This is a genomic window from Microbulbifer agarilyticus, assembly GCF_019800665.1.
GTDB classification, from domain to species: domain Bacteria; phylum Pseudomonadota; class Gammaproteobacteria; order Pseudomonadales; family Cellvibrionaceae; genus Microbulbifer; species Microbulbifer agarilyticus_C.
On sequence record NZ_JAHVKO010000006.1, the window covers coordinates 189,017 to 208,798 of the forward strand.

The 19,782-nt window shown below is 59.8% G+C and carries 16 protein-coding genes; 10 read left to right on the top strand and 6 right to left on the bottom strand.

Features of this window, described 5'->3' with window-relative positions:
* Positions 1–222 precede the first annotated feature (222 nt).
* Complete coding sequence (locus KUV22_RS15370) at positions 223–2,397, top strand: penicillin acylase family protein (protein ID WP_222232575.1); 2,175 nt, start codon at positions 223–225, stop codon at positions 2,395–2,397.
* Positions 2,398–2,419: 22 nt separating this feature from the next.
* On the opposite strand, the gene uvrA is transcribed toward KUV22_RS15370, so the two are convergent.
* Positions 2,420–5,245, bottom strand: coding sequence for an excinuclease ABC subunit UvrA (gene uvrA, locus KUV22_RS15375; protein WP_222232577.1), 2,826 nt, complete (start codon positions 5,243–5,245; stop codon positions 2,420–2,422).
* A gap of 193 nt (positions 5,246–5,438) precedes the next feature.
* On the opposite strand from uvrA, the gene KUV22_RS15380 reads away from it, so the two are divergent.
* The 3 genes from KUV22_RS15380 (at position 5,439) to KUV22_RS15390 (ending at position 8,271) form a co-directional block, all read left to right on the top strand.
* On the top strand, positions 5,439–6,611 hold the full coding sequence (locus KUV22_RS15380; RefSeq protein WP_222232579.1) for an MFS transporter: 1,173 nt from the start codon (positions 5,439–5,441) through the stop codon (positions 6,609–6,611).
* Between the two features lie 210 nt (positions 6,612–6,821).
* Positions 6,822–7,406, top strand: a complete 585-nt coding sequence (gene ssb, locus KUV22_RS15385; protein ID WP_222232581.1) for a single-stranded DNA-binding protein — start codon at positions 6,822–6,824, stop codon at positions 7,404–7,406.
* Between the two features lie 16 nt (positions 7,407–7,422).
* Positions 7,423–8,271, top strand: a complete 849-nt coding sequence (locus tag KUV22_RS15390; RefSeq protein ID WP_222232583.1) for a sugar nucleotide-binding protein — start codon at positions 7,423–7,425, stop codon at positions 8,269–8,271.
* A 100-nt stretch (positions 8,272–8,371) separates the two neighbouring features.
* Here KUV22_RS15390 and fabB read toward each other — a convergent pair whose 3' ends face one another.
* Together fabB and fabA are read right to left on the bottom strand one after the other, a co-directional pair.
* Positions 8,372–9,595: a beta-ketoacyl-ACP synthase I gene (gene fabB / locus KUV22_RS15395; protein WP_222232585.1), complete on the bottom strand. Its 1,224-nt coding sequence runs from the start codon at positions 9,593–9,595 to the stop codon at positions 8,372–8,374.
* Positions 9,596–9,671: 76 nt separating this feature from the next.
* Complete coding sequence (gene fabA / locus KUV22_RS15400) at positions 9,672–10,196, bottom strand: 3-hydroxyacyl-[acyl-carrier-protein] dehydratase FabA (protein WP_010132163.1); 525 nt, start codon at positions 10,194–10,196, stop codon at positions 9,672–9,674.
* A 329-nt stretch (positions 10,197–10,525) separates the two neighbouring features.
* Here fabA and galU point away from each other — a divergent pair, with 329 nt between their 5' ends.
* Positions 10,526–11,362: a UTP--glucose-1-phosphate uridylyltransferase GalU gene (gene galU / locus KUV22_RS15405; RefSeq protein ID WP_222232587.1), complete on the top strand. Its 837-nt coding sequence runs from the start codon at positions 10,526–10,528 to the stop codon at positions 11,360–11,362.
* A 1-nt stretch (position 11,363) separates the two neighbouring features.
* Positions 11,364–12,713, top strand: coding sequence for a phosphomannomutase (locus KUV22_RS15410; RefSeq protein ID WP_222232589.1), 1,350 nt, complete (start codon positions 11,364–11,366; stop codon positions 12,711–12,713).
* A gap of 81 nt (positions 12,714–12,794) precedes the next feature.
* On the opposite strand, the gene ispB is transcribed toward KUV22_RS15410, so the two are convergent.
* Positions 12,795–13,757 (bottom strand): octaprenyl diphosphate synthase, encoded by a 963-nt coding sequence (gene ispB / locus KUV22_RS15415; RefSeq protein WP_222232591.1) that lies wholly within the window; start codon positions 13,755–13,757, stop codon positions 12,795–12,797.
* Positions 13,758–14,121: 364 nt separating this feature from the next.
* On the opposite strand from ispB, the gene rplU reads away from it, so the two are divergent.
* The 4 genes from rplU (at position 14,122) to proB (ending at position 17,236) form a co-directional block, all read left to right on the top strand.
* Entirely contained in the window at positions 14,122–14,433 is a 312-nt protein-coding gene (gene rplU / locus KUV22_RS15420) for a 50S ribosomal protein L21 (protein WP_222232593.1), read from the top strand.
* A 31-nt stretch (positions 14,434–14,464) separates the two neighbouring features.
* Complete coding sequence (rpmA, locus tag KUV22_RS15425) at positions 14,465–14,722, top strand: 50S ribosomal protein L27 (protein WP_010132157.1); 258 nt, start codon at positions 14,465–14,467, stop codon at positions 14,720–14,722.
* Positions 14,723–14,824: 102 nt separating this feature from the next.
* Entirely contained in the window at positions 14,825–16,030 is a 1,206-nt protein-coding gene (cgtA, locus tag KUV22_RS15430) for an Obg family GTPase CgtA (RefSeq protein WP_222232595.1), read from the top strand.
* A 72-nt stretch (positions 16,031–16,102) separates the two neighbouring features.
* On the top strand, positions 16,103–17,236 hold the full coding sequence (gene proB, locus KUV22_RS15435) for a glutamate 5-kinase (protein WP_222232597.1): 1,134 nt from the start codon (positions 16,103–16,105) through the stop codon (positions 17,234–17,236).
* A 51-nt stretch (positions 17,237–17,287) separates the two neighbouring features.
* Here proB and rpsT read toward each other — a convergent pair whose 3' ends face one another.
* Both rpsT and KUV22_RS15445 read right to left on the bottom strand, forming a co-directional pair.
* The gene (rpsT, locus tag KUV22_RS15440) at positions 17,288–17,554 is read right to left on the bottom strand and encodes a 30S ribosomal protein S20 (protein WP_010132154.1); all 267 of its coding nucleotides are present in this window, start codon (positions 17,552–17,554) and stop codon (positions 17,288–17,290) included.
* 160 nt (positions 17,555–17,714) lie between these two features.
* Positions 17,715–19,775, bottom strand: coding sequence for an ATP-binding protein (locus KUV22_RS15445; protein ID WP_222232598.1), 2,061 nt, complete (start codon positions 19,773–19,775; stop codon positions 17,715–17,717).
* Between the last annotated feature and the right edge of the window lie 7 nt (positions 19,776–19,782).

The window sequence follows — 19,782 nt, forward strand, 5'->3', positions numbered from 1 at the left end:
TGCGGAGATCGTTTGTATGGTGTGGAAGAAACACGTTTGTCTGTGCTTCCCGCTCCGGTTTACCGCGAAAATTATAGATATTGGTTGAGGTATCACCGGCGCAGTAGATGAATGACCGGACAATTAATTGTTGGCGGAGTTGACCGGTCAGACAGGTTCGCTGCTTTACCTGTCACGCAATGGGCCTGAAACTGACGGTTTATTTGCAATAAGAAAATAACAATGCGCTTGCTCACATCACTATTGGCCGCCTCTGGTTGCGTTGCGACGGTCTGGTACGCTGCCGAACAGAATTTGCCGGCCCCTATCGACGCTACCTTACGTACTCAAATGGAAACTGCCGCGGACCACTACAGCGCGGAGATCCTGCGTGATGAATGGGGCATTCCGCATGTTTTTGGTGTCACCGATGCGGATGCGTCCTTCGGGCTCGCATACGCCCATGCCGAGGATGATTTCGCCACCATTCAGGATGTGATCCTGGCGACACGCGGTCGCCTTGCAACACACAAGGGCTGGTCCGCGATCAAAACGGACTACCTGGTGCAGTGGATGGGGGTATGGGATGCGGTGAATAGCAGCTACCAGCAGCGCCTGTCACCAGAAGGGCGGGCCATGGCCGAAGCCTACGCGGCGGGTATTAATCTGTATGCGGTGCAGCATCCGGATGCTGTTGCGCGCGCGCTGTTGCCGGTCACGGGGAAAGATCTCGTTGCCGGCTTCACCTTTAAGACACCAATGTTTTATGGCTTCGACAAAGCGCTCGGCGAGCTGCTGAATAGTGAGCAGCCCCTTGAGCTTGCGGTGGCCGGTGACGACGCGCTGAGCTGGCAGCCCCTCAGCAACCTGCCAATTGGTAGCCAGGGCATCGCCGTGGCACCCCATCGTTCGTCGGATGGTGCGACCCGATTACTGGTGAACTCGCACCAGCCACTGACCGGGCCGGTGGCTTGGTATGAGGCGAGTATTCACTCCGATGAGGGGCTGGATATGGCGGGGAGTACTTTCCCCGGGTCGCCGGTGATTATTCACGGCCACAACCGCGATGTTGCCTGGGCCAATACGGTGAATAAGCCGGACCTTGTGGATATCTACCGGCTGAGCATTAACCCGGAAAATGCCAACGAATATCGGTTGGATGGCGAATGGGTAGAGTTTGAGCGCGAGCCTGCCTCGATGACGGTGAAGCTCTTCGGGCCACTGCACTGGACCTTTGGCAAGGACGTGCTGCGCTCACAACACGGGCCAGTGATGGAAACCGAACACGGTGTTTATGCGCTGCGCTGGGCGGGTATGCAGGAGTCGCGCACGCTGGACTTTATGCTGGCGCTTAACAAGGCGCGAAACCTGAATGACTTCGAGGCCGCGTTACGCCTGCAGGCGATGCCCAGCATCAACTATGTGTACGCCGATCGTGCGGGCAACATTGCCCACTACTACAACGCGCAGTTCCCGCAGCGGATTGAAGGTTGGGACTGGTCCAAGGTCTTGCCCGGTGATCGTTCCGAATTGATCTGGCAGGGATACCGCCCGTTTGCACAGATGCCGAAAACCGTTAACCCCGTTTCCGGGTTGGTATACAACGCGAACAATCCGCCGTTCCAGGCTACCGATGGCGATGACGACCCGCGTTCCGAGCAGTTCCCCGTATCAATGGGTATCGAGTCGGTAATCACCAACCGCGCGTTGCAGATCGAAGCCCTGTATGGCGACAGCGTGCAAATCTCTCCCGAGCAATTTGAAACCTTCAAGTACGATGCCGACTACCACCCGGACTCCTATCAGTTAACCGGGTTGAATGCGTGGTTAGGTGACGCCCACGAACGTTTCGTTGATACGGACTATGCCGCCGCGCTGGAGGATTTGCGGGGCTGGTCGGGCAGCTTTGCGCAGACCGATAAATTGGCGGCGCTGGCGGCATTGACCCTTGCCCCGTTCCAAGCCGCGAACTCTGCGCAGGTTGCCGACACGCTGGTGGACGAAGCCTTCCGTACCGCGGTGGATGATCTGGTTGACGCACACGGGCAGCATCGGGTGCCTTTCGGCGAGGTTAACCGGCATGTGCGCGGGGATCTCAGCCTGCCATTGAGCGGTGCTGCGGATACGCTGCGTGCGGTTTACGGGGGCGAGTTAAACGACGAGGGCTTCTGGGCGAATCGCGCCGGCGACAGCTACGTGATGTTCGTCAGCTGGCCCGAGGGCGGTGAGGTGCAATCGCGCGCTGTGCATAACTTTGGCAGCGCCACGCTGGATACTGCATCACCGCACTACGCGGATCAGGCGACCCTGTTTGCCAGTGAGCAATTGCGTGCGGTGTATTTTGATCGCGCACAGATTGAGCGACAGGCGGTACGTCGCTATCGCCCGCAGCAGTCGGATTCTGCTGCGGGCGATTAAGCCAAGTTCTTAAATCGAGGTCTTAACCGAGCATCGGCCCGAGGAAGCGGCCGGTGTGGGAACCCTCTACCTCGGCGACGTCTTCCGGCGTGCCGGTGGCAATGATCTGGCCGCCACCGGAGCCGCCCTCCGGGCCGAGGTCGACAATCCAGTCTGCGGTCTTCACGACATCCAGGTTGTGCTCGATCACCACGATGGTGTTGCCGTGATCGCGCAGTCGGTGCAGTACATCCAGCAGCAGTTGGATATCGGCAAAGTGCAGGCCGGTGGTGGGCTCGTCGAGGATATACAGGGTTTGCCCGGTATCCCGTTTGGAAAGCTCGCGGGAGAGTTTTACCCGCTGCGCTTCACCGCCGGAAAGTGTGGTGGCCGCCTGGCCGAGCTTGATATAGGACAGGCCCACATCCATCAGTGTCTGCAGTTTTTTCGCGATCGACGGAACCGGGTCGAAGAATTCCCGTGCGTCTTCCACGGTCATTTCCAGGACTTCGTGGATGTTCTTGCCCTTGTACTGCACTTCCAGTGTTTCCCGGTTGTAGCGTTTGCCTTTACAGGTATCGCAGGGCACGTAGATATCCGGCAGGAAGTGCATTTCCACCTTGATCACTCCGTCACCCTGACACGCTTCGCAGCGGCCGCCTTTGACGTTGAAGCTGAAGCGCCCGGGTTTGTATCCCCGTGAGCGGGCTTCCTGAGTGCCAGCAAACAATTCGCGGATGGGGGTGAAAATACCGGTATAGGTGGCGGGGTTGGAACGCGGTGTACGGCCGATGGGGCTCTGGTCGATATCCACACATTTGTCGAAGTGCTCGAGCCCTTCAATTTTTTTGTGTGGCGACGCTTTGAGGGTGGTGGCCTTGTTCAGCGCGGTAGCAGCCAGCGGATACAGGGTGGTATTGATCAGCGTGGACTTACCGGAGCCAGAGACTCCGGTGATACAGGTGAACAGGCCCACCGGGATTTCCAGGTTGACCGACTGCAGGTTGTTGCCGGTGGCACCTTCAATGCGCAGTACGTAATCCGGGTCAAACACATAGCGCTCTTCCGGAATCGCGATCTTCTTCTCACCGGACAGGTATTGCCCGGTAAGCGAGCGATCACACTCGGCGATTTCCTCCGAGGTGCCCGCAACCACCACTTCGCCGCCGTGTACCCCGGCGCCGGGGCCGATATCCACAATAAAGTCCGCACTGCGGATGGCGTCTTCATCGTGCTCGACCACGATCACGGTATTACCCAGGTCGCGCAGATGGGTGAGGGTGTTGAGCAGACGTTCGTTGTCGCGCTGGTGCAGGCCGATGGAGGGCTCGTCGAGGATGTACATCACACCGACGAGGCCGGCGCCGATCTGGCTGGCCAGGCGAATTCGCTGGGCCTCACCACCGGACAGGGTTTCGGCACTGCGGTTCAGGGTCAGGTAGTTCAGCCCCACATCCACCAGGAAGCGGAAGCGATCGCGCAACTCCTTGAGGATCTTATCGGCAATCTCTTTTTGCGCGCCCTTGAATTTCAGTTGGTCGGCAAAGTATTCGAAGGCGTCGCCCACGGGCAGCTCGGTGATCTGCGCCAGGGTGCGGTTATCCACAAATACATGCCGGGCTTCACGGCGCAAACGGGTGCCGTGACACTCGGGGCACTTCTGGGTGCTTAGGTACTTGGCCAGTTCCTCGCGCACCGACTGGGATTCGGTGTCCCGGTAGCGGCGCTGGAAGTTGGGGATAATGCCCTCGAAGGTGTGGCGGCGCACGGTGATATCACCGCGGTCGTTGACGTAGCTGAAGTCGATGTCAGTGTCGCCACTGCCATTCAGAATCACCGCGCGGTACTTCTTCGTCAGTTTTTTCCACGGCTTGTCCAGGTCGAAGCCGTAGTGCTGCGAGAGGGAATCGAGCATGTGATAGTAGTAGATATTGCGTCGATCCCAACCGCGAATGGCCCCTTCGGAGATGCTGCTCTCCGGATCGAGGATCACCTTGTCTTCGTCAAAGAACTGTTTCACGCCGAGGCCGTCACAGCTGGGGCAGGCGCCGGCGGGGTTGTTAAAGGAAAACAGTCGCGGTTCCAGTTCTTCCAGTGAGTAGTCACAGATGGGGCAGGCGTGGCGGGCGGAGAACAGGTAGTCGTCGCGGTCGCCATCCATAAAGCTGATCGAGGCGATGCCGTCGGTGAGATTCAGCGCGGTCTCGAAGGACTCGGCCAGGCGCAGCTGCAGGTCCTCGCGCACCTTGAAACGGTCCACAACTACTTCAATGGTGTGCTTCTTGCGCTTGTCCAGCTTGGGGGTGTCATCCAGGTCGCACACGGTGCCGTCGATACGCGCGCGCACAAAACCGTCGCGGCGCAACTGCTCAAACACATGCAGATGCTCACCCTTGCGGTCACGCACCACCGGCGCCAGCAGCATGATCTTGGTACCCTCCGGCAGGGCCAGCACGTGATCCACCATCTGGCTGATTGTCTGGGCCTGCAGCGGCACATCGTGGTCCGGGCAGCGGGGCTCGCCGACACGGGCGAACAGCAGGCGCAGGTAGTCGTATATCTCGGTGATGGTGCCGACGGTGGAGCGCGGGTTGTGGGACGTGGACTTCTGCTCAATGGAGATCGCCGGCGATAGCCCCTCCACGGTGTCCACATCCGGCTTTTCCATCATTGACAGGAACTGGCGCGCGTAAGTGGACAGGGATTCCACGTAGCGGCGCTGCCCCTCGGCATACAGGGTGTCGAAGGCGAGTGAGGACTTACCCGAACCGGACAAGCCGGTAATCACAATAAGTTTGTCGCGGGGAATATCCAGGTCGATATTCTTCAGGTTGTGGGTGCGTGCACCCCTGACATAAATCGTGTCCACTCGTCTTCCTGTTGCAAAAAGTGTGTGACTCGCGCGTCGGGCCATGTGTGGCCCGGCGGAAACAAACGGTCAAGTATAATCCCAGGCGCCGACGTGCCAAAATCCGCGTAACGCGATACGCCGAGGGGGATCAATTCCTGCGGCCCGCACTGGTACAATGCGCCCCGATTTTTCCTGTGTCCGGATTTTTTGCATGAACTCCACCGAACGCCGCGCGCTCGCCGGCCTCGCCTCCCTGTATGTGTTCCGCATGCTCGGCCTGTTTATGGTGCTGCCCGTGCTGTCTCTATACGGCAGTGACTATACCGGCAGCACCCCGGCCCTGCTGGGGCTGGCTTTGGGAGCCTATGGGTTGAGTCAGGCGATCCTGCAGATCCCCCTGGGTGTGCTGAGCGATCGCTGGGGGCGCAAGCCGGTGATATTTCTGGGTTTGGCGGTGTTCGCGATAGGCAGCGTGGTCGCGGCCACGAGCGAGTCGGTGTACGGCCTGATTGGCGGGCGTATTCTACAGGGCGCCGGTGCCATTGCCGCGGCAACCATGGCGCTGGCAGCCGACCTGACCCGGGATGAGAACCGCGGTAAAGCGATGGCAATCATCGGCGCTTCCATTGGTGTGGCCTTCGTGCTGGCAGTCGTGCTCGGCCCGCTGCTGGCAAACCTGGGTGGCTTGTCCGCAATTTTCTGGCTGACCGCGCTCCTTGCGCTGCTGGGGATACTGTTGGTGTGGCGCCTGGTACCCAACCCGCAAGTTCAGGTGCGACGCGGCCCGGTATCGGGCGATTTCGCGCGTGTGCTCAGTAATGCCTCGGTGTGGCGCCTGGTGTGTGGGGTCTTCTTCCTGCACCTGTTACTGACCGCACTGTTTATCCCCCTGCCGCTATTGCTGGTGGAGCAGCTTCAGTTGCCCAGTGCGGACCACTGGAAGCTCTATGCACCGCTGTTGCTGGGTACCTTCGTGGTGATGGTGCCGCTGATGCGCTTGGCGGAAAAGCGCCAGCAGGTACCCGCAGCAATGAGACTGGCCCTGTTGGGACTGGTTTTTGGCGGTGTTGCGTTGATGCCGTCGACCCAGGGGGGCTGGATTGTCGCCTGTCTGGCGCTGTTCTTCCTGGCATTCAACCTGCTCGAGGCACTGCTACCTGCACAGCTGACCCGGGAAGCGCCGGCCGAGTGCCGTGGTGCAGCTTCCGGCCTTTATGCCACCTGCCAGTTTTTGGGGGCGTTTGCCGGCGGTAGCTTGGGCGGGCTCCTATATGGCCATGGGGGCGCAGGCAGCGTCGCGACCTTCGTATTGGGGGTGCTGGTGCTCTGGTCGATCAGCTGGTGGCAGCTGCGAAGAATCCGCCTGCCGGTTGCCAGTAGCTAATTGACACCGCTTAGTCTGAGGCTGGCTCTGTCCCAGTCTCGTACCGGCGGTGACGGCCCTTGCCGAGTATTGTATGCTGCTGGATATAAATACACCGTTGGCTGCGCCGGGGCTTGCTCTGCCGCAGCTCCGTTGGTTTTCCGACACTATTTTTTATTTTTCTAGAACATGAGAGTCCCGGTCGTCCCGGGGCGCAGAGAGGAGAGGCGCATGGCTTCCAGAGGCGTGAACAAAGTAATCCTGGTGGGTAACCTGGGCGGTGACCCTGAGACCCGTTACATGCCGAGCGGTGGTGCCGTAACCAACGTGACCGTGGCCACTTCCGAGACCTGGAAGGACAAGCAGAGCGGTCAGCAGCAGGAGCGTACCGAATGGCACCGTGTGGTGTTTTTCAATCGCCTCGCTGAAATTGCCGGTGAATACCTGCGCAAGGGCAGCAAGGTTTACCTGGAAGGTTCCCTGCGTACCCGCAAGTGGCAGGACAAGAACTCCGGCCAGGACCGCTACACTACCGAAATCGTTGCCAGCGAAATGCAGATGCTGGACAGCCGTGGCGAAGGTGGCTACCAGCAGCAGGGCCAGGGTGGTGGCTTCCAGCAGCAAAACCAGGGCGGTGGTTTCCAGCAGGATCAGGGTGGTTATCAGGACGAATACGCGCAGGGTCGCTCTGCGCCTTCACCGATGGCACCGTCCAACCAGCAGCAGGGTGGCGGTCAGCCGCAGAATCGCCCCGCAGGTAATCAGCCTCCCGCCGGTGGCTTTGATAACAGCTTCGACGACGACATTCCGTTCTAAGTTGGCCTGAACCGCCATGCACCACACTGGCTACAAGCCCGATACCGTCGTCGTGATCGGTGCGGGCAACGCAATGGATAGCGCCTTGCAAAAGGGCCTGCAAAAGGTCGGGTTCCGGGTGCAATTGCTGAGTGCCGAGCAGTTTATCGAAGGCGGACTCCCGGAGGGCGTGCGCCCGATTATCGTCAATGCCGCCAGCTGTGCCGGCGGTATTCGCATGCCCGAGGCCAAGGCAGCGTGTCACGCTCTGCTGAATCAATCGTGCCACGCCATACTGCACCTTTCCTCCTACGGGGTCTTCGGCCATGTAGGCAGCCGAAAAATTGATGAGGAAGCCGAGCCCGACCCGCTATCCGAGCGCGGACGTGACTGGTTTGCGTGCGAGCAAACGCTCACCTCGCTGGATAACGTCAGTATCTTGCGCCTGGGTTGGCAGGTAGACCGCAGCGAGCAGGCGCTACTGGGCCGGGTCATTCGCAGCCTGCTGGACGGGCGCGCGGTGTCGCTGGACGACGCCAGCTTAGGCAACCCGGTGACCGTGTCCGACCTTGTGCGTGTTGTGGTGGCGATCACCCAGCAGCTTGCCAGCGGCGCACCGACATCCGGCCTGTATCACTACGGTTCCGCCGATACCTGCACCGCCATGGATTTTGGGCGCGAGGTGGTCGATCGGATGCGCTCGCTAAACGGGGATGACTTCACCGCGGAGTTGACCGTGCTGGAGCCAGCGGAAAAGGATCGCTCCTATGTGCTGGCCTGTGGTCGCCTGCGGGATGTGTTCGGTATCCAGCAGCGCAGCTGGCGCCAGGGGCTCACTCGCCAGGTGGAGTTGTGGTTGGAACGATTGCAGAAGCCTGTTTCCTGAGTCTGACTTCTAGAAGCATGCAGAACAAAAAAGGGCGAACCGCATAGCGGTTCGCCCTTTTTTGTTGCGTTGAGGGCCGCGAACGGCCCACGCACAGCGATCAGATCTTGTCGAACACCAGGCTGGCGTTGGTACCGCCAAAGCCGAAGGAGTTGGACAGCGCGCGGTTGACCTTAGCCTCGCGCAGTTCCGTGACCAGATCCAGCCCTTCCGCTGCTTCATCTACTGTCTCTACGTTGGCGGAGGCCGCGATAAAGTCGTTCTGCATCATCAGCAGGGAGTAGATGGCTTCCTGTACGCCGGCAGCACCCAAGGAGTGACCGGTGAGGGACTTGGTAGAGGCAAACGCCGGCACGTCATTGCCAAATACTTCCTTCATGGCACGCAGCTCCGCGACATCGCCCACCGGTGTAGAAGTGCCGTGGGTGTTGATGTAGTCCACTTTGCCTTCCAGTCCCTTGCCGTCCATGCCAGCCAGTGCCTGCTGCATGCAGCGTGCCGCACCTTCGCCGCTCGGGGCTACCATATCGTAACCGTCAGAGGTGGCGCCGTAGCCCACCAGTTCCGCGATGATGTTGGCGCCGCGGGCCTTGGCGTGTTCGTACTCTTCCAGCACCAGACAGCCGCCACCGCCGGCAATTACAAAGCCGTCGCGGTCCGCGTCGTAGGGGCGGGATGCGGTGGTAGGGGCATCGTTGTACTTGGAAGACAGGGCGCCCATGGCGTCAAACAGGTGCGTCAGGCTCCAGGCCAGCTCTTCGCCGCCGCCCGCGAATACCACGTCCTGCTTGCCCATCTGAATCAGTTCTGCGCCGTTGCCGATACAGTGTGCGGAGGTGGCACAGGCGGAGGAAATGGAGTAGTTCACTCCCTTGATCTTGAATGGCGTGGCCAGACACGCGGATACGGTGCTGCCCATCACCTGGGGAACCCGGTAAGCGCCCACACGGCGTACACCCTTGGTTTTCAGGATGTTGGCTGCTTCGATGATGGCTGCAGTAGAGGTGCCGCCTGAGCCCATCACCAACCCGGTGCGCGGGTTGGAGACCTCGGATTCTTCCAGGCCTGCCATGGCGATCGCTTCCGCCATGGAGATATAGGCGTAGGCCGCGGAGTCACCCATGAAGCGCAGGTGCTTGCGGTCAATGTGCTCTTTAAAGTCGATATCGACCACGCCGGCGATCTGGCTACGCAGGCCCAGCTCTGCGTACTCTTCCATCGCGCGGATACCGCTGCGACCAGCTTTCAGGGAGGCCAGCACTTCTTGTGTGTTGTTACCGATACAAGAAGTGATACCCATTCCGGTAATGACTACGCGGCGCATAGTGATCTCCAATAAAACTTGTAGAGTGAATTGTTATATTTCTATGTGACAGTCACCGGTGTGACTGTCTGCCGTATCAGAAGTCGTCGGTACGGGTAAACAGGCCTACACGCAGGTCTTTTGCGGTGTAGATTTCACGGCCGTCCACGGACACAGAGCCATTGCCAATACCCATCACCAGCTTGCGCTCTACCAGGCGGCTCATCTGGATGTGGTAGGTGACCTTCTTGTTGGTCGGCAGAATCTGGCCGGTGAACTTCACTTCGCCACAACCGAGAGCACGGCCGCGGCCGGGGTTGCCTTTCCATGCCAGGAAGTAACCCAGCAGCTGCCACATGGCGTCGAGGCCAAGACAACCGGGCATTACCGGGTCGCCAGGGAAGTGACAGTCAAAAAACCACAGGTCTGGAGTGATATCCAATTCGGCGATCAACTCTCCCTTGCCGAATTCACCGCCGTCTTTGGCGATGTGGGTGATGCGGTCTAGCATCAGCATGTTGGGAGTCGGCAGCTGCGCGTTGCCCGGCCCGAACATTTCACCGCGGCCACAGGCCAGAAGTTCCTCACGGGTGTAGCTGCTTTTTTGAACGAAATTACTCATTGGGTCCCCATTCTGGGTATTTCTTACACGAGCCGGCATTCTAAGCGCTAAGGATATCTTGTCCAGTCAGTCATAACGCTTTTTGTGACTGGAACTGTCCCAATTAGCCCTTGACCGTCGTTGTTTGGCTCGAAACTCCGGACATCTTGCCAGATTGCCCGCAGAGACCGCTAGTCCTGTGTTGCTGTGACGAGGTGTGCCTGAAGACTGTCATCCATTTGTGATAAGTTGCGCGGTCGACGGATGTCCGTGGTTTTGCCATGTTGCTCTTGAAAGTCAGCGTTTCGGCACAAGTTACACGGAATCGATTTAATAATGAGGGGCGAGCAATGCTCAAAAAGTGTCTTTTCCCGGTCGCGGGCTACGGTACGCGGTTCCTGCCGGCCACCAAGGCCATGCCCAAGGAGATGTTGCCGCTGGTCAACAAGCCGCTGGTGCAATATGGCGTAGAGGAAGCCATTGAGGCGGGGCTGACCGAGATCGGTTTTGTCACCGGCCGCGGCAAGCGTGCGATCGAAGACCATTTCGATACGAATTTTGAGCTGGAACACCAGATTGCCGGCACCGGCAAGGAGCGTTACCTCGATAGCGTGCGCAAGGTGATCGACACTGCGAGTTTTTCCTACACCCGCCAGGGGGAAATGCGCGGCCTGGGGGATGCGATCCTGCAGGGGCAGCGCCTGGTCGGTGATGAACCCTTTGCTGTGGTACTGGCGGATGACCTGTGCCTGAACGACGATCTGGGCGTGCTGGGGCAGATGGTGCAACTGTACAAGCAGTTCCGCTGCAGCATCGTTGCCGTCGAGGAAGTGCCGAAGGAGCAGATCCACAAGTTTGGGGTGATTGCCGGCAATGAAATCAAGCCGGGCCTGTACCAGGTCACCGACATGGTGGAAAAGCCCAAGGCGGAAGAGGCCCCCAGCAATATGGCTATTATCGGCCGCTATGTGCTGACGCCGGATATTTTCGACCTGATTCGCGAGACCCCGCCGGGTAAAAACGGCGAGGTCCAGATTACCGATGCCCTGCTGACCCAAGCCAAACGTGGCTGTGTTCTTGCATATCGATTCAAGGGGCGCCGCTTCGACTGCGGTTCTGTCGACGGCTTTATCGAAGCCACCAACCATGTTTACCAAAATGTCTATTTGCCAGGGGAGAGTGGCTGAGATGTCTGAATTAACCTGTTTTAAAGCCTATGATCTGCGCGGCCGGGTGCCGGACGAGCTGAACACGGATGTCGCTTATCGCGTAGGTCGGGCTTTCGCCCAATTTCTCGACGCCCGTCGCGTCGTGGTGGGCCACGATATTCGCCTGACTAGTGGCGAGCTGACCGATGCGCTGGCCAATGGCCTGCGCGATGCCGGTGCAGATGTCTACCACATTGGTGAGTGCGGTACCGAGGAGATCTACTTCTCGACGTTTCACGGGGATTTTGACGGTGGCATTTGCGTGACCGCAAGCCACAACCCCATGGATTACAACGGTATGAAATTTGTCCGCTCGGGTTCGCGCCCGATCAGCGGCGATACTGGCTTGCTGGATATCAAGAAGCTGGCCGAAGACAATGATTTCGCTGCGGTCGAGACGCGTGGCGAACTGCACACCTTTGCCCACCGCGACGACTTCGTAAATCACCTGCTCGGCTACGTAGATACTTCTGCGCTGAAACCGTTAAAGCTGGTGGTCAATGCGGGTAATGGCGGTGCCGGAGCCGTGGTGGATGCGCTGGCTCCAAGCCTGCCGTTTGAGTTTGTGCGTGTACATCACGAACCCAATGGCAACTTTCCCAACGGTATTCCCAACCCGATTTTGCCGGAGAACCGCGAATCGACCGCTGCTGCGGTGCGTGAAAGCGGTGCCGATTTCGGTATTGCCTGGGATGGCGACTTTGATCGCTGCTTCTTCTTTGATGAAAGTGGCGAGTTTATTGAAGGTTACTATGTCGTTGGCCTGCTGGCCGAGGCGTTCCTGGCTAAACATCCGGGCGCGAAGGTCGTGCATGATCCGCGACTGACCTGGAACACCGAAGATATCGTGCAGACTGCTGGCGGTACTCCGGTGCAGAGTAAAACCGGCCATGCGTTTATCAAGGAGCGTATGCGCAAGGAAGACGCCATCTATGGTGGTGAGATGAGTGCTCACCACTATTTCCGCGATTTTGCCTACTGCGACAGCGGCATGATTCCGTGGCTGCTGGTGGCCGAACTGGTGAGTAGCACCGGAAAGTCTCTGTCCCAGTTGGTGGGTGAGCGCATGGCTGCCTTCCCCTGTAGCGGCGAGATCAACTCCAAGGTCGAAGATCCCAAGGCGCTGCTGCAAGCGGCGGAAGAAAAATACGCTGTGAACGCGAAAAGTGTGGAGCACGTAGACGGCCTGAGTGTCGCCTTTGACGACTGGCGCTTTAACCTGCGTATGTCCAATACCGAGCCAGTTGTGCGACTGAACGTTGAGTCCCGTGGTGATGCGGCGTTGATGAAGGCCAAGACCGAAGAGTTGTTAACCCTGATTCGCGGTTAACAGCCTTTTAGTCTTAACGGCTGCAAAATAAAAAGCCCCGGAACAATCCGGGGCTTTTTTGTTTGGTGCTCGGTGTGCGTATTACTTGGTGCGCGCTACCGAAAATTCCGCGAGCTGGCGCAGCGCCGCCTTGTGCTCCCCGTTGGGCAGGAACTCCAGTTTCTCCAGCGCAAGTTCTACTTCCTTGTTGGCGCGTTCAAAGGTGTAGTCCAGCGCGCCGCAGCTCTCGATGGCCGCAACAATCTCCGTCAGTTTTTCGGAGTTCTTCTGTTCAATGGCTTCTTTCACCAGCGCCGCCTGCTCCTCCGTGCCGTTTGCCATTGCGTAGATAAGCGGCAGGGTGGGTTTGCCCTCGGCCAGGTCATCGCCCACATTTTTGCCCAGCTCTTCCGGGTTGCCGCGGTAATCCAGCGCGTCATCTACCAGCTGGAATGCCGAGCCCAGATGGCGGCCATAGAGCTTCAGGGATTCACGCTCGTCGGCGCTGCATCCCGCCAGCACCGCGGCGGTTTCGCAGGCTGCTTCGAACAGGGCGCCGGTTTTTTTATGGATCACGCTGAGGTAGTTCGCTTCACTCACCGCGGGGTCGCCGGCGTTCACCAGTTGTTGTACCTCGCCCTCGGCGATGGTGTTGGTGGTGTCCGAGAGGATCGACATGATATCCATGTCCTTCAGTGCCACCATCATCTGGAAAGCGCGCGAGTAGAGGAAATCACCGACCAGCACCGCCGGTGCGTTGCCCCACTGGGCGTTGGCGGTCAGGCGGCCGCGGCGCATGTCGGAAGTGTCCACAACGTCGTCGTGGAGCAGGGTGGCGGTGTGGATAAATTCGATAATCGCCGCCAGGGTGATGTGGGCATTCCCCGCATACCCCGCGGCGCGGCTGCACAGCAGTACCAGTAATGGGCGCAAGCGTTTGCCGCCGGCCTCGACCAGATAGTATCCGATATTCTCCACCAGAGGGACGTCGGAATGCAGTTGGTCGATGATTTGCTGGTTGACGGCCGCGAAGTCGTCGGCGGCTACCTGGTGGAAGGGCAACATGCGGGGGTCCTTACAAGGTTCCTTATTACTGCGCTTGATTTCCGCGCTTATCTCTCTCACGGCGGCAAGACTAGCGGTTTTGTCTTCACTGGGAAAGGCGCGAGGCTAGAAAGAGCCTGCCAAGCCCCGGTTGGCGGGCAGTCAGGGGCTGATCTGTCCGAAAAACGCACTATTGTATCCAGCGGGCGAATTGATTAGAATCTGCGCCCCGCTCAAACCGCGTCCGTGTTTTGTGGATGTAGTGTGGGTAGGGAAGAAGTTTTTAACATCAACGGCGCAAGCTCCCAAAATGCTGGTTAGTTGGTCACTTATCTTGTTGTGACTCTGCCGCTGCTTCGTGTCGTCCATTTTGGAGCATAGAGATATGTACGCTGTTATCGAGAGCGGTGGCAAACAACACCGTGTAGAAGAAGGCGAAGTACTGCGCCTGGAAAAAATTGAAGTCTCTACTGGCGAATCTGTCGATTTCGACAAGGTTCTGATGGTAGTGGACGGTGACACCATCAACATCGGTGCGCCGGTAGTGGAAGGTGCCAAGGTGACTGCAGAAGTGCTGAGCCACGGCCGCGGCGAAAAAGTACGGATCATCAAGTTCCGTCGTCGTAAGCACTCCATGAAGCGTCAGGGCCACCGTCAGTGGTACACCGAAGTTAAAATCACTGGCATCAAAGGCTAATCCCCGGGTAATAGAAGAGGAGTAACTACTCATGGCACATAAGAAAGCTGGCGGTAGTACGCGAAACGGTCGCGATTCCGAAAGTAAACGCCTGGGCGTTAAGCGCTTTGGCGGCCAAGCGGTTTCCGCAGGCAGCATCATCGTTCGTCAACGCGGCACCAAGTTCCACGCTGGCGTAAACGTTGGTATGGGCAAAGATCACACCCTGTTCGCTACCGCTGATGGCGTAGTGAAGTTCGAGGTGAAAGGCGCTAACAACCGTAAGTTTGTTTCCATCGAAACAGCCTAAGCGGTCACAACGCCCGATCGAAAAGCCCCGCATTCGCGGGGCTTTTTTGTATTGATGGACCGCAAATTACACTGAAGACCGGATAACCCGGTAAGTAGACACATGAAATTTGTAGATGAGGCGCCGATTTCGGTGCAGGCCGGCAACGGCGGTAAAGGGTGCTTGAGCTTTCGTCGCGAGAAGTTTGTCGCCAAGGGCGGCCCCGACGGTGGCGACGGCGGTGACGGCGGCTCCGTGTATCTGGTGGCCGATGAGTCACTGAACACCCTGGTGGATTACCGCTATCAGCCCCGCTACCAGGCCCAGAACGGCGAAGCTGGGCGCGGGCGCAACTGTACCGGCGCCAAGGGTGAAGACCTGGTGCTGAAGGTGCCTGTGGGGACCACCGCCATCGACGTGGAAACCGGGGAGACCCTCGGCGACCTGCTGGAGCCGGGTGAGAAGCTGCTGGTGGCACAGGGCGGCTGGCACGGCCTCGGGAATACCCGCTTCAAGTCCAGTACCAACCGCGCGCCGCGCCAGACCACCCCGGGCAGCGAGGGTGACCGCCGCAACCTCAAGTTGGAGCTGAAGGTGCTCGCCGATGTGGGCATGCTGGGTTTGCCGAATGCGGGCAAGTCGACGTTTATCCGTGCGGTGTCCGCGGCCAAGCCCAAGGTGGCCAATTACCCGTTTACCACTCTGGTGCCAAACCTTGGTGTGGTGAAGGTGCAGAAGTACCGCAGCTTTGTCATTGCCGACATCCCCGGATTGATCGAGGGTGCCGCCGAGGGCGCGGGACTTGGTATCCGCTTCCTCAAGCACCTGACCCGTTGCCGTGTGCTGCTACACCTGGTGGACCTGGCGCCGTTCGACGGCTCCGACCCCGCGCAGAATGCGCTGGCCATCGAGCGCGAACTGGAATCCTTCAGCCCGACACTGGCCGGGCGCGAGCGCTGGCTGGTGCTGAACAAGACCGACCTGGTGCCGGCGGAGGAGCTGGAAGAGCGTTGCCAGGCCGTGGTAAACGCACTGGGGTGGCAGGGGCCGGTATTCCGCGTGGCGGCCATTCGTGGCGATGGCACCGATGTGCTGTCCGGCCAGCTGATGGACTACCTCGAAGAGCGCAAGGAGCAGGAAGAGCTGGACGGCGATCTATTCGAGGCGGAGCAGGAAGCGCAGCGCCAGATGCAGCGCGAGGCCCGCGAGCGCATCGACCATTTGCGTGAGGCACAGCGTGCCAAGCGCAAATCGGCGCAAGAATCTGGGGAAGATGATGAAGAATGGGACGACGACGACTACGACGTCGATATAGAATATCGTCCCTGATTTATCGGTCCTCGCAGCGTAAAAATCTGGATAAGGGTTTTTCTGCGGGGGCATACCCCATATGAGGAAGAAATGGATTCCATCTCGCCACGCCGGCAGCTTGCGGCGAGCAAGCGCTGGGTCGTAAAAATTGGCAGTGCCCTGTTAACCGACAATGGTCGCGGGGTTAATCGCGCGGCCATCCAGAACTGGGCCGGCCAGATCAGCGCTTTGCGCCGCCAGGGCATTGAGGTGTTGCTGGTCTCCTCCGGCGCCGTCGCCGCGGGCATGGATCGCCTGGGCTGGCGCAAGCGCCCGGACTCCATTCATCAGTTGCAGGCGGCGGCCGCTATTGGGCAGAGCCACCTGGTGCAGGTCTACGAGCACGCGTTTGGGCAGTACGACTGCCGCACTGCGCAGATCCTGCTCGACCATGACGACTTCTCCAACCGCACCCGCTATCTCAATGCGCGCAGCACCATCAAGACCCTGCTGTCCCTGGGCGCCGTGCCCATTATCAATGAAAACGATACGGTGGTGACCGACGAGATTCGCTTCGGTGATAACGATACCCTGGGGGCGCTGGTGGCGAACCTGGTGGAGGCGGATGCCCTGCTGATTCTCACCGATGCGGATGGCCTGTTTACCGAGGATCCCCGGGATAATCCCGATGCAGAGCTGGTGCGTGAAGCGGCTGCGACCGACCCGCGGCTCGCGGCAATGGCGGGGGATTCCCGCAGTGGCCTCGGGCGTGGCGGTATGGCGACCAAGGTGCGCGCGGCGCAGCTGGCGGCGCGCTCAGGGGCGCGCACGGTGATTGTTGGTGGCAGTATCGACGGGGTAATCGAGCGCGTGGCTGCGGGCGAAGACGTGGGCACCTTGCTGCTGCCGGAAGCGGATCCATTGACCGCACGCAAGCGCTGGCTGGCGGGGCAGTTGCAGGTTCGTGGCAAGTTGGTGCTGGACGCCGGCGCCGAGCGCGCGCTGTGTAACCAGGGCAAAAGCCTGTTGCCGGTGGGCGTTGTGGGCGTGGAGGGGCGTTTTCACCGCGGTGAGCTGGTGAGCTGCGTGAGCAGTTCTGGTGTGGAGGTTGCTCGCGGACTGGTCAACTATGACAGTGCAGAGGCTGCCAAGGTGTGTGGCCAGTCGTCCGATCGCATTGTTGAGCTGCTTGGTTATCGCGACGACGATGAGCTAATCCATCGCGACAATCTTATTTTGTTGTAAATAAAAAACCCCGCATAAGCGGGGTTTTTTTTGTGCTCAGGAAGCGGTGGCTTAGGCAGCCAGCTTCTTGATCTGGGCATTCAGGCGGCTCTTATGGCGAGCAGCCTTATTCTTGTGAATGATGCCCTTGTCAGCCATGCGGTCGATAACCGGCACAGCTTCCGCGTAAGCGGTCTTGGCTTTTTCTGCGTCACCTGCATCAATGGCCGCAACTACCTTTTTGATGTAGGTGCGCACCATGGAGCGCAGGCTGGCGTTGTGATTGCGGCGCTTTTCGTTTTGGCGCGCGCGTTTCTTCGCTTGGGGTGAGTTGGCCACCGGTTGCTCCTGTCTGGAATCTATAAAATCTCGAACAATCGGGCCGGGGGCCCGTTTGGGACGCGACATTATCCCCAGCGTTGGTTGTTTGTCAACCGCCTTGGCGGCTTGTTTGTGACCGCTGGGGATAGCTTCGCCAAGGTGGCGTGCGCAGCGCCGTTCAGCGTGGCAGGCTCAGGGTAAAAACTACCCCACTGTTATCGTCGCGATTGGCCGCCTGCAGCTCCCCGTGATGGAAGTCGGCGATCAAGCGTGCGATATGCAGCCCCAGCCCCAGATGGCCGGCCTTGCCGCCGTCATCCCTCACCGATACCAGCGAGTCAAACAGCTTCTGTTCAAAGCCTTCTGGCAAGAGTGGCCCCGTATTGCCGACGCGCACTCGGTAGGCTTCATCATCGGCCTCCAGTGTTAGCTGAATTGCGGTACCCTCCGGGGCAAAGCTGGCGGCGTTATCCACAAGCTTGTCCAGTAGCTGGGCGAGTAACTCCGGCGCTCCGTGGTAATCCAGAGGCCCATCGGGGCTGTCCAGAGCAAGCTGGTGCTTGGGATGGGCGTCGGCATAGCTTTGGGTGAGTAGCTGCAGCAGGTCGCAGAGGTCGAATTCCTCGCGCTCCGCCTGACTGATACTGGCCTCCAGTTGGTTGGCGGCTGAAAGCGCGTTGAGAATGGACGACAGGCGCGCTCCGCCTTCGGCAGCGCGCTCGGCATAGCGCCGGCTGTCCGTATCCAGTTCTCCCGCCGCCAGGTTGTCCAGGGAAGAGCGCACTACGGCAAGGGGGGTACGGAGCTCGTGGGACAGTTTGCTGGCGAGGCTGCGCAAATACTGATGGTAGTGATCCAGTTCCGCCAGCAGGCTGGCGAAGGCGCGGTTCAGCGCTCCCAGCTCGTCGTTGAGATAGGGTCGGGGGAATTCACCGCGCAGGCGGCCGCTGCTGTCCACCGCGGTTTGCGCGGCTCGATGCAGTTTGCGAATGCGCCAGGACAGCCAGCTGGCGTAACCCAGTAGCAGTAGCAGTACCAGTCCCGCCGCGGCGGCGGTGGTCAGCCAGAGCCGTTGTGCCGCAGACTCGGTAAGCGACTGTAGGGCGTTGGAAGACTGGGCGGTAATGACTCGGCCGAGTAGCGGTCGCTCGATGATATTGTCGGCACGGGTGACCACCGGCACGCTCACTGCAGCGATGCGCTCTTCGGCAGCACCGTTTGCGCGTGCCGCCGGCAAATTGAACCACTGGCTCGCGGTTTCCCGGTTTTGTGTGAGGGTCTCTGGTAATGCGTCTTCCGGGAGAGGCGGCAGCTTATCGGTGGCGAGTACCTGGCGGTTGAGCCAGTCCTGCAGCCAGTTACTCTCTGCACCGCTAGAGTATTGCCCAGTGTCCTGATGCCAGTCGCGGCCGGTGCGGGCCAGCACGAAGCCTTCCTGGTCGACAATCGTGAGTTGCAGCTCCGGGCGGGCGAAGTGCTCCAGCTCCCTTTGCAGCGCGGGCAGCGGTTCTACCAATATGCCGGGGCGGCCATCGGCGGGCAGGGTGCTGGCCTGGCGCGCGGGTTTGCCGCCGTCGCTGCGCTGGCGGTCGAGCACGCGCAGTGCAAGCTCGCCGCCAGTCAGTGCAAATGGCAGCGCCAGTTCAAGTTGGTAGCCTTGCGGGGATGCGGTCCAACGTCCGCGGATGCGCAGCTCGCGTTCATACTCGCCTCGTCGCGGGTTGTACCACATGGCTTGCACCGGCCCCTGGCTGGCCACGGGTAAGGTGTACTGTTGGTGGGCGGTGTGAATTTCTACGGTATCGCCGTTGGATATACCCGGGACGCGTGGGTCCTTGTAGCTGGGGCTGGCATCCCTGGCAGTCAGTATCAGGTAAACCTGGCTGCCGCGTTTGCCCAGGGTGACCTGGGCGAGAGGTTCGTCCTCTGAGTCGGTCAGTACCCTCGGTTGCAAGCCGCGCCCACTCCATTCCGCTCCGTAGCCGTCCAGTTGTGGCGTCGTCTCCAGAGGGTGCAGGTATAGCTGGGCCCCCGGTGGACGCCCGGTGCGTCTGGGGTCTGGTGCCACCAGTTCCGGAGCACTGGCGAGGCGCGCAGCGATGGCGTTACCGGTCGCCTCCAGCGTTTGCATTTGCCCCTGGCTCAGGGCCTGGTCGACCTGGCGCAAATACTGGCAGCCCGACCAGGGCAGGGCGAGCGCGCAAAGGCTTAGTAGGACCAGTTGGCGGCGCAAGTTCATGAAAGTG